7 protein-coding genes are annotated in these 10,934 nt (G+C 48.6%); 5 read left to right on the top strand and 2 right to left on the bottom strand.

The genetic code is table 11. From position 1 onward, the window contains the following. Positions 1–397 precede the first annotated feature (397 nt). Positions 398–4,090: an ATP-dependent RNA helicase HrpA gene (hrpA, locus tag ABGY95_RS09260; RefSeq protein ID WP_347441393.1), complete on the top strand. Its 3,693-nt coding sequence runs from the start codon at positions 398–400 to the stop codon at positions 4,088–4,090. A 784-nt stretch (positions 4,091–4,874) separates the two neighbouring features. Beyond that, positions 4,875–5,789, top strand: coding sequence for a bile acid:sodium symporter family protein (locus ABGY95_RS09255; RefSeq protein WP_347441392.1), 915 nt, complete (start codon positions 4,875–4,877; stop codon positions 5,787–5,789). On the opposite strand, the gene ABGY95_RS09250 is transcribed toward ABGY95_RS09255, so the two are convergent. Then, positions 5,772–6,908, bottom strand: coding sequence for a HupE/UreJ family protein (locus ABGY95_RS09250; RefSeq protein ID WP_347441391.1), 1,137 nt, complete (start codon positions 6,906–6,908; stop codon positions 5,772–5,774). The two genes, ABGY95_RS09255 and ABGY95_RS09250, sit on opposite strands and share 18 nt — an antisense overlap. A gap of 137 nt (positions 6,909–7,045) precedes the next feature. On the opposite strand from ABGY95_RS09250, the gene ABGY95_RS09245 reads away from it, so the two are divergent. Then, entirely contained in the window at positions 7,046–7,228 is a 183-nt protein-coding gene (locus ABGY95_RS09245; RefSeq protein ID WP_347441390.1) for a hypothetical protein, read from the top strand. 95 nt (positions 7,229–7,323) lie between these two features. Here the strand turns inward: ABGY95_RS09245 and hemW are convergent, their stop codons facing one another. Continuing rightward, positions 7,324–8,421 (bottom strand): radical SAM family heme chaperone HemW, encoded by a 1,098-nt coding sequence (gene hemW / locus ABGY95_RS09240; RefSeq protein WP_347441389.1) that lies wholly within the window; start codon positions 8,419–8,421, stop codon positions 7,324–7,326. 197 nt (positions 8,422–8,618) lie between these two features. Between hemW and ABGY95_RS09235 the strand changes: the two genes are divergently transcribed. Further along, positions 8,619–9,593 carry a squalene/phytoene synthase family protein gene (locus tag ABGY95_RS09235; RefSeq protein WP_347441388.1) on the top strand — a complete coding sequence of 325 codons (975 nt, stop codon included), beginning with the start codon at positions 8,619–8,621 and terminating at the stop codon, positions 9,591–9,593. A 192-nt stretch (positions 9,594–9,785) separates the two neighbouring features. Next, on the top strand, positions 9,786–10,934 hold a 1,149-nt coding region (gene gndA / locus ABGY95_RS09230; protein WP_347441387.1), incomplete at its 3' end, for an NADP-dependent phosphogluconate dehydrogenase.

The following is a 10,934-nucleotide window of genomic DNA, read 5'->3' as shown; positions in this document are numbered from 1 at the left end:
GTTCTACGAAGGCGAACCGGCCGACGTGAATAAATACGCTGTATCGCCAATATTATTGAGTCCTATGGAGTGCGGGATTTGCGGGCAGAGCAGGCTTATGACATGACTCTATGCTGTAAATGTCCGAGCTTGTTTATTTATACAGTGTTTGCGAGAAGGCATACTGAATAGATGTAGAGGAATGAGCTTGCTGAGCTGAGTGAGCACATGCAGTTCGTCTTTAACTGGTTTATAGTTCAACAGGCAGATCTGGAGCGAGATCGGCCGCCAGATAGCTCTTAAATTCCGCAAGCTAAGGCTGACTATGAATATATTGCAATACTTTAGGGTGAATCCTTATACATAGGCTTAATGCTTGAACTTTCAATAAATTTGGTGCCATCTGACTGTGCACATTATGCAGACAGTATTAACGCTAAAGTACCCAGATCTACCCGTTAGCAGGGAGCGTGATGCGATCCTAACATCACTTCATCAAAACCAACTAACAGTCGTCGTTGGGGACACGGGATCGGGTAAGACGACACAGTTGCCGAAAATGGCTCTGGAGTACATTCAGGAGCAAAATGTGCGGGGCCGTGTTGGGTGTACTCAACCCAGACGCCTCGCTGCAGCCAGCGTCTCAAAACGCGTGTCCGAAGAAATGGGTGTCAGCCTAGGCCAAGAGGTCGGCTATCAAGTGCGCTTTCAGGACAATACTAGCAAGAAGACACGCGTAAAGTTCATGACCGATGGTATTCTGCTAGCGGAAACCCAAGGGGACCCAGATCTGAAACAGTACAGTGTGCTGATTATTGATGAAGCGCACGAGCGTAGCTTGAACATTGACTTCTTGTTAGGTTACCTGAAGATTTTACTAGAACGCCGCCCTGACCTCAAAGTCCTGATATCCTCTGCGACACTAGATGCGGGTGGGTTTGCTGACTTTTTCAATGACGCACCAATCATTCATGTGGAAGGGCGGACATTCCCTGTTGAGACAGAATACTTGCCGCGTGAGAATACTGAGGACATGTCTCGTCATGTGGCTCGTGCTATCGAATGGATTAGCCGCAAAGATCGCAGTGGTGATGTGTTGGTCTTTCTCCCCGGCGAACGAGAAATTCGTGAGTGCGTGGACGTGCTCGACGGTAGAGGCTGGGGCGGGACCGACATTTTACCACTATTCGCGAGGCTCGGCCTGCAGGATCAGCAAAAAGTCTTTAGCCCTGATGGGAGACGCCGCCGTATTGTTCTGGCAACCAATGTCGCAGAAACTTCTTTGACCATTCCGGGGATCATTTACGTGGTGGACACGGGAGTTGCCCGTGTCAGCCGTTGGAGCCCAGCTCGTCAGGTGCAGAGGTTACAGATTGAGAAAACATCTCAGGCCAGTGCGAATCAGCGCAAGGGGAGATGTGGGCGAGTCAGTGAAGGGGTCTGTGTGCGTCTCTACGAGGAAGATGATTTTGATGCACGCACAGAGTTTACTGATCCTGAGATTCGTAGATCCTCTCTCGCAGGTGTTATCCTGCGGATGAAATCACTAGGGTTGGTAGCTATTGAGGACTTTCCTTTTCTTGATCCTCCATCGAGCAAGCATATAAGCGAAGGTTATCGCACGCTGCGCGAAATCAATGCTCTTGATGGCGATAATGAACTCACTAAAACGGGATCAATGCTGGGGAGAATACCAGTAGAGCCTCGGCTAGGTAAAATGTTGTTAGAGGCTCGCCATCGTCATTGTCTGGACGCGATGTTAGTTATTGTGAGTGGCCTCAGTATCATGGACCCGCGCGAGCGACCTGCGGAGAAAGCCAAAGAGGCTGATGCCGCTCACCAGAAGTGGCAAGACGTCGACTCAGACTTCATGTCATTGATTCACCTATGGGTTGACCTCCACCAATTCAAAGAAGGAAGGAAATGGAGGCAAAACCAGCTGAGGAAGTTTTGCCGACACAAATTTCTAAACTTCAGAAGAGTACTAGAGTGGGGGAATCTGCACCACGAACTCGCTGTGCTCGGACGAGAAGTTTTCCGCTGGCACAGCCATCATCTCACTACTGATGAGGCGCATTCACTAGACTATGACCAAATCCATAAGTCGCTTTTGAGCGGAATGCCTAGGCAGGTTGGCCTCTATGATAAAGAGAAGCGTGCATACAAAAGTGGTGGTGGCCTAGAATTTGCCATTTTCCCTGGGTCTGGCCTCTTTGGAAAGAGGAAGCCGCTCGAGTGGGTCATCGGATACGAAATGGTTGACACGACACGTTTATGGGCAAGACGGATCGCCAAGCTTGATCCACGTTGGTTAGAAGAAGTGGCTCCGCAGCTTTGCCGCAGTCGTTATCATTCCGCCCGCTGGGATAAAAAGCAGGGAGCGGTCTACGCTAAAGAAATAGTTGTCTGTAGCGGACTTAATATCATTGATAACCGCAATGTCCATTTCGGTAAAATAGACCCACAAGCTGCCCGAGCTGTATTCATACGTGAAGGCCTGCTAGCTGGGGGGATGAAGAAAAAGCCAGATGCGCTCACCGTGATCGATGGGCTTAGCGAGGAGGTTGCGAGTCTAGAGGTGAAACTCCGCCGTCGTGATGGAATTTGGAGTGAAGAATCGGTGGTCGAATACTTCGAGCAACAACTCCCAGCGGATATGTGCACGGCCAAACAATTTTGGCGCTGGATGACTAAAAATCCAGACGCACTGCATCCTAAAGTCGAAGATTTTGTTTATGGTGAACTGCCTGACTCGAGCCTCTATCCAGATGAATTACATTTTGGAGAAGAAGCATACCCACTCTATTACCGAGTCGCACCTTGTGAGCCTGATGACGGAGTGACAATCGGAGTTCACATCGACCAACTAGTCAATTTCCCCGAATGGCTAGTAGAATGGGGAGTGATGGGCCAGCTCTATGAGAGAGTGACAATCTTGATAAAGTCGTTGCCAAAACCACTTCGCATTGCCTGTAATCCGGCAGCACACACTGCTCAAGCATTTGCCGATGAGTGGAGCTATAGAACTCCTAGAAAAAGTTTGTATTCTGAGTTAGCTGCGTTTTTATGTGATCGTACGCGCGTAAAAATAGAAGCAACCATGTTTCAAGTCGAGAAGTTGCCTCAGGAACTGCGCACCAAAGTGTGGGTCTGTGACGACGAGGGACACGAACTTGGCATTGGCCTAGATGCTGGAGAGCTACGCGACTCCCTTCGTGGTCAAATGACCGAGCGTTTTGAGGAAGAAACGGGAGCTGAATACGATTTTCCGGGGATGCGCAGTTGGGACTGTGGGGATCTGCCTGAGAGAGTTGAGACACCGCGTGGTATAGGTTATCCAGCACTAGTCGATGATGGAAATGGAGTCAGCGTGAAAGTCTTTACAGACAAGCGCCAAGCCGATGTCAGCCATATGGCTGGATGTGTGCGACTCTTTCTTTTCCGTAACACCGATCATGCAAAATACGTCAGCAAGCAAATGCCTCTGAGCATGGATGCGAAGATGTACCTGCCATTGTTAGGTGGTAAAGGTATCAGCCAAGCCGAGTTACTGCGCTGTGTCGTACGCGGTAGTTTTGCGAAAAACGTTCCGCGAGATCAGGTCACTTTTGACTCACAAGCAGACAATGGTCGTGGTGATCTGTTTGCCCATGCAGAATACCTTTGTGACGCACTAGCATCAGCTATATCTAGCTACCGTGAAGTCGTTGCATGGCTAGAATCAAACAAAGGGAACCCTAACTACGAGGAAATCATCGAAGATATCCAAGAGCAAATCGAGTGGTTATTGCGCCCAGGTTTTGCCACTCAAGCAGGCTGGCAATCATTGCTCAACTACAAGGTTTTCTTCAACGCAATTCTAGATCGAGTAAACCGACTCAAGGCGAACCCAGTCAACAAAGACCTCGAGAAAATGGACAGAATTCTAAAGATCTATCTTCCATGGTACGATCACATGAAAACTCGCCCAGACGACTGCGGCCTCATCGAGGCTGGTTACGCGCTAGAAACCCTCCGAGTCACACTCTTTGCTCCGAATATATCCATGCCAGGAGCCGTCAGTGAAAAGAAAATAAAGGCACTTCTGAGTGAGCTTGGAGTCACACTGTGACAGTAGCAACTTTTAACGGTAAAGCGACGAGTGTAGCTCGACCGGTGCTTGATGCGTTCTGCGCTCAGCATAGAAGGCTATTGAGCTCTCACGCAGCATGTCTTCATAATAGAGCCCCAATGTCTACCATGTTGTATAGTGTGGGGACGAACTATTTTAACATTCGGGGGCAGCCTTGTGCTGCGGGCTCACTAGTGTTCGGGATATGTCTAGGCTCACCCCCATTCCATAATAGCTTAGGAGCATTCAGTAGGGCATCGTTATTCACTACCTGTCCATAGTCGCCCTCTATCCAGCTGTAGTGATTAGAGTAATTATCCACGTTGTTCTTAGAAACGCGATAAGTGCCAGATGGTTATAACTGTACTCAATTCCAGTGGCTAGGTGGGCCCAACCAATCCCATGGTTACTGCGCATCAAGTTAACATTTTGAGATTTAAGGTTGATGAAGAGAGAGGTACCAGTGTCCTTCGCCGTCATAACACTCGAATATGACACGCGCAGCCTTGGATGGAGACTTTGGAGGGGTGGGGGCACATGAGGTAAGTGTGATAGAGATCACAGTCCTCGCGATTACCAAGAGTTTCGAGAATTGATTCAAACTGACTGAAGTTATCGACACAAAAGCCACCTTAATTTAGATCACTCTATGCATCGACTTGAGTGATCCATGACTGGTAGTCGTAGGAAAATATGCCTCTTGCGTGTATCTTTAAAATGAAGTCTATAATCAGAGTTGTACACGACTGTATCAATGCTATGAGGTGCGTAAACACGTCATCATATGTTTGAGAAAATAGTAGAAGTAGCCCTGCCGGTAGCATTGATTTTAGTAATGATCGGGGTGGGCATGAGCCTTCAGATCGCGGACTTCAAAAGAGTAGCCAAATTTCCTAAAGCCTTTTTCATAGGGGCCTTTTGTCAGTTGGTATTTCTTCCCGTACTGGCTTATGCCATCATCTCGGCTTTTGGATTGACTGGGGCTTTGGCTATGGGTGTGTTAGTCATTTCTTTATGCCCAGGTGGTGTGACATCTAATCTATTTACTTATTTAGCAAAAGGTGATATTGGCCTATCTGTGAGCCTCACGGCAATCATCGGAATCATTACGCCTTTTACCATTCCGTTTGTCGTAAATTGGGGGTTTGAATGGCAGGGAATGAGCAATGACGGCTTCGTCTTGCCAGTGGCCGAGACAGTGAAAAAATTGCTGATCATTTCAGTGCTGCCTGTAGCTATCGGCATGGGTGTCCGCCGTTGGGCCAAAGGTAATATTGATAAGATTGAAGGACTAGTCAGAACGGGATCCTCCGCGGTATTGGCATTAGTGATCTTAGCCCTCTATGTGAAATTGGGAGTGTCCAAGGTCAATGAGTTTGCTGTTCTCGCTGGACCTGCTTGCGTGGTGATGAATCTAGTTGGAATGACTTTAGGTTTTGCTGTGGCAAGCCTAGCTAGACTCAATCGAGCCCAACGCACCTGCATTATGCTCGAGGTTGGTCTACAGAATGGAACCATCGCATTACTAGTCACCACAACAATTTTGAAGAGCATGGAGATGTCGATCGCTCCTAGTGTCTACAGTCTGTGGATGATGGTGCCGGCCACAATTGTCGTTTTGATCTCTAAAAAACGTGCGAAAAACCAGAACGGTGCATCCGTCGATTCTTCTGATATGGAGCTAGATACAGCCCACTAATCTCTCGACCATCCAATACGTGCCGACCAGCGCGATGGAAGCTGAAGCTATTTTTCCAATTGTAGGAAAGTAGCTTTTCTCTTTGGCCCAATAAAGCGTGACCAAGATGAAGGTTATCACTGTGATTTGTCCGACCTCGACACCGAGGTTGGCTGCAATGAGTGGCATGGTTATGCTGCCTGAGGCGCGGATGGTTTCTCCTAACACTGAGGCAAAGCCGAGCCCGTGAATCAGGCCGAAGACGAAGATGGTGAGTAGTCTGTGAGCTTTGAGTTTCTGTGTGAACAGGTTCTCGAGTGCTACATAGACGATGGTTGCTGCAATAAGCATTTCAATCCATACCATGCTGGCTGGAGCTATAGCTGGTATGGTGTTGCTGATACTGAGAGCTAGCGTGATCGTGTGGCCCAGAGTGAAAATTAATGATTGGGTGAGTAATGGGCGCCAAGAAAAACTAAGGAAACACAGTGCGGCTATAAAAAGAACGTGGTCCCATCCCTCTGGGATGACGTGACGGTAGCCATAGTCGAGGAAGCTCAGGAAAGATTGCTGTGCTGATGGGGGGGTGGCTTCGGCGGTCCATAGGGTGAGTGACTTTCCCGGGTAGGCTGTGACGATTCTATCTGAGCCGATGCGCTCGTAACCGAAAGCAAAGTCAGGGGTGTCTCCCTCGCGAACTCTAACTTCTAAGGCTCCACCTGACTCAGGAATAGGTCCTGAGCATTGAACGTTGAAATAAGCGAAGCCTAAATCCGTGAATGGCTTAGAAAATTCAGGAGGACTTGTATCCCATTCAGGGAAATGGACCCTGTAGTGGATTAGATTTTCGCTGGATTCAGTGACCCAGTAAAATTGGAAGGCTTGCCGCAGATAGAGTTCGGCCTGTTTGCGTAGCTCAGTATGTTGTTGAGGAGTCTGATCAATCAACCACTGCCGCTTAGGCTGCATAGCTTCTTTATCGACCCGCATCTCTGGGAGTGCCATGCCTGCGTCAAAGCGAATTTCCGCCATCCATGAGGATTCATCGGCAGAGAAATCGACAAAAAGCTGCTGAACCAGATGTGCGGGGCTGGAAATAGTGAGAAGAAGAGAGAAGAGTAAATTGATTAGGAGTCGCACAAATAACGGATCGGATTATCACCCTCGATATCCGAACATATTAATATATCCAATCCAAAGTCCATCTTCTTTATCAATTAGCCAGGTCGGCGCCCATGCATGTTGAAACTGATAATTGGTTCGTGAAATGGAGCAATATGAAGATCCACTTTAAGGCCGCTGAGTGCACGCATAATTTGGTTCAGGAATACACCTTACCACAGGTCTATGTTATTAAGAATGGTCCAGCAGATAGCTACGAACTATGGACTAATGATGGATATGCGCACACATGGATCATGGAGCCAGTTTCAAAAAATCTTGGTTGCTGGTCAAGCTAGCATGGTAAAGTTTCCGAATATAAAACTAGGTGAAGAATTTAAGGGTTACGACGCTAGCTAGGCTTTCTCCTTTTTCCACCTTACATTCCCTAGAGCTAAACAATGTGCTCTACAATCGAGTCGACTAACAACCGGCCTTCCCCGATGAGGATCATTTTTCCACCATCAACACGTGCCAGACCTTCGTCGATGACACTCTGAGCACGTTGCCGCTCAACTTGACTGAGCACATCCAGCGGCAATCCATCTGAAGTGCGGAGTTGGAGGGCGATTTTTTCCAGGTGTAGCTCTTCCTCGTTGAGGTGTTCGATCTCAGTCTGAGCATGACCGACGTGGTTTATCTGTTTGATATAGTTCGCTGTGTCAGGGAGGTTTTTCCAGCGGGTATTGCCAACTGTAGAGACTGCAGATGGACCGAGCCCAAGGTAGTTAGAGCCTTTCCAATAAGAGAGATTGTGGGTGGAACGCGTGCCTCGCTTGGCATAGTTAGAAGTCTCGTAATGCTCGAAATCAGCAGCAGTGAGAGTGTCGTGCCCCGCAGTAAACATCTGAGCATTCGTCTCTACGTCATCCTTATATTCGCCAGTTGTGAGCTTGTCGATGAACTCTGTGTCTTCTTCGTAAGTGAGATTGTACGCTGAAATGTGGTCAGGCTTGAGACTGACAGCCGTGTCGAGCGTGTCTTGCCACACTTCAAGTGATTGCCCTGGAATCGAGAACATCAAATCGATGTTCACTTCCTTGATGCCAGCTTCTCGAAGAATGGGCACAGCAGCTATCGCTTCCTCGCGACTATGCTCACGCCCTAGAGTTTTTAGCACCCCATTGTCGAATGACTGGATACCGAGCGAGATGCGCGTGACGCCTAGTTCTTTAAACAACTTGGCCTTGCTCAGGTCGAAGGTCGCAGGGTTGGCCTCGAAGGTGACTTCCTTGAGATCACTGAAATCAAAAATTTCCCGTAAACCGCTGAACAATAACTTCAAGTGGGTTGGGGAGAGCATCGATGGTGTGCCGCCACCACAGTAAAGCGTGGTTAGCTTATTTTCTCCTAGTTTCTGCACGTGGTTTCTAGCTTCTAACAATATGGCGTCGGAGAATGCGCGCATGTCAGTGCTACCAGGCGTGTGCTTGTAAAACGAGCAATACGGGCAAATGCGGTGACAGAAGGGAATATGGAGATAGAGTTGCAAGCGGCTAGTGTGAGGTTGTCAGTTCTTTGACCATAGATTTCACCGATTAGACAGATTTTTTTGATGTGCGCATAGGGGATAGCCGAACCATAAAATACAAGTAATCTACAAAGAGATTCTAGGTAGCGTTTGGATGAAATAGCCACAAGCACCGTTCTGAGTATTCCGTGCCTTCCGTGGTTCTATGACACTCCACCTTGGCAATTCGTGAAATTCGTGGTGAAAAGTTGCAGGCTCTGTGCTTTCATAGCGGTGTGCAGAAGGAAATTGATTTAGGTAAAGGTGTGCTTAAAGGGGTGTCTCGCTCCTTTTATCTGACTATTCGTTTTCTACCAAGATTGATGCGGGAGCCTATTAGCCTCGGCTATTTACTGGCCCGCGCTTCTGATACGATTGCTGACACAGAGCAAGTCCCAGCTGCACTCCGTGAAACATGTTTAGCCAAATTTACTCCAGCACTCACCGATAAAGTAGTGCGAGCTGAGCTGATCGAGCTAATTTCGAGTTCCTTTGTCAGCTACCAAACAAATGCCAAAGAACGACTTCTACTAGAGCGTTTAGATGACGTTTTCCATTGGTACGACACAGTTAGGGAATGGGCGTGGAGTGCTATAGCTGTGGTACTAGGGCACATTTGCACTGGGCAAATGAATGATATTCGCCATTTTGCAATCAATCACCACACCAGCTTTTCTAGCGCCAAAGAGCTTGAAACTTATTGTTACCAGGTGGCAGGATCGGTAGGAGAATTTTGGTCTGAGGTGGGCTATCAATCGGCGCACCGCTTCTCTCGTCTCGAGCGTTCAGTGCTCGATGAAACAGGCGGTGAATATGGGATTGGCCTGCAGTTAGTAAATATCTTACGTGACATTCCTGAGGACTTTGCCAATGGCCGCTGCTACCTCCCAGTCAGTGATCCACAGAGTAAGGAGCAGATAATGGAAGCGGCTAAGGACTGGCGGGCACAGGCTCGGGCGTATCTGGATTCTGGTATCACCTATGCCAAATCACTCCGCAAGTGGCGCGTGCGCGTGGCTACCATCTTACCAGCTCTGATAGCGCAGGAAACACTTGATCTACTGGACCATGCTAGTTGGGAAGATTTAGAGCGTGGGATCAAGGTCGACCGTGCCACTGTGAAGCGTTGCTTTCGCAAAGCGTTGTTTTATTAGAGCAACATTAAGCAATGGGGGGTGACCTCCTATCCGGTAAATCAGCAAATATTTACCTAAAAATTTTAAACTGACGCTCTTTGTGTGCCAAAATGGCGGAGAATTTTTAGTAATGGCGTAAGTTCGAGTTGCCATGCGTACTTTTCTGAGAATAATGCGGATCCGCAATTTTTATCGGGAAATTATAAATTTATGAGCAAAAGTGACTTCGGCCTAATTGGCCTCGCAGTAATGGGCCAGAACCTCGTTCTCAATATCGAGAGCCGTGGTTTCCAGGTTTCCGTATACAACCGAACAACTTCAGTGACTGACGAGTTCATCGCTGCTAACCCAGGCAAAAACCTCGTAGGCGCTCAGTCGCTGGAAGAGTTCGTCGACAGCCTCGCGTCTCCACGCAAGATTCAAATCATGGTTAAAGCTGGTGGCCCAGTGGACGCAGTGATCGAATCACTTATCCCGCTCCTCGATCCAGATGACATCATCATCGACGGTGGCAACACACTTTACACAGACACTGAGCGCCGTGAGAAGTACCTCTCTGAAAAAGGCTTCCGTTTCATCGGTGCTGGTGTTTCCGGTGGCGAAGAAGGAGCTCTCAAAGGCCCATCTATCATGCCTGGTGGCCCAGCTTCCACATGGTCAGTGATGCAGCCCATTTTTGAGTCCATCTCTGCTAAGGTGGACGGCACTCCTTGTGTGACTCACATCGGTGAAGGTGGCGCAGGTCACTTCGTGAAAATGGTCCACAACGGTATCGAGTACGGCGACATGCAGCTTATCTGTGAAGCGTACAACATCTTCAAAGCAGCTGGTTTCTCTAATGAAGAGCAAGCAGCAATCTTTGCTGACTGGAACGAAGGCGACCTCGAGTCCTACCTCATCGAGATCACAGCAAACATCTTCAAGCAGAAGGACGCAGAGACAGGCAAAGACATCGTTGACCTTATCGTCGACAAGGCTGGCCAGAAAGGTACTGGCCGTTGGACAGTAATGGGCTCAGTCGAGCAGGCTGTACCGTTCTCCACAATCGCCGGTTCTGTTGAAGCGCGTATCCTATCCTCCATGCGCGATCAGCGCAAGGTGGCTTCTGGAATCCTTCAGGGACCAGACAACTGGAACTTCGACCTCGGTTCACTAAGCAAAGAAGAACTCGTGAAGAAAGTGCGCAACGCACTCTACGCATCCAAGATCGTTTCCTACGCACAAGGCCTCGACCTCATCGCTAAGGTTGGCAAAGAGAAGAACTGGGGTCTCGACCTCGGTGCTATCGCTCGCATCTGGCGTGGTGGTTGTATCATCCGTGCGCGTTTCCTCAATCGTATCACAGAAGCCTACGAGACT

Source organism: Rubritalea sp. (genome assembly GCF_039830215.1).
Taxonomy (GTDB): Bacteria; Verrucomicrobiota; Verrucomicrobiia; order Verrucomicrobiales; family Akkermansiaceae; genus Rubritalea.
This window is presented reverse-complemented; position numbering and strand designations above follow the sequence as displayed.

Coding starts and splice junctions, on each gene's coding strand:
- hrpA (WP_347441393.1), top strand. CDS start 398: ATGCAGACAGTATTAACGCTAAAGTACCCAGATCTACCCGTTAGCAGG.
- ABGY95_RS09255 (WP_347441392.1), top strand. CDS start 4,875: ATGTTTGAGAAAATAGTAGAAGTAGCCCTGCCGGTAGCATTGATTTTA.
- ABGY95_RS09245 (WP_347441390.1), top strand. CDS start 7,046: ATGAAGATCCACTTTAAGGCCGCTGAGTGCACGCATAATTTGGTTCAG.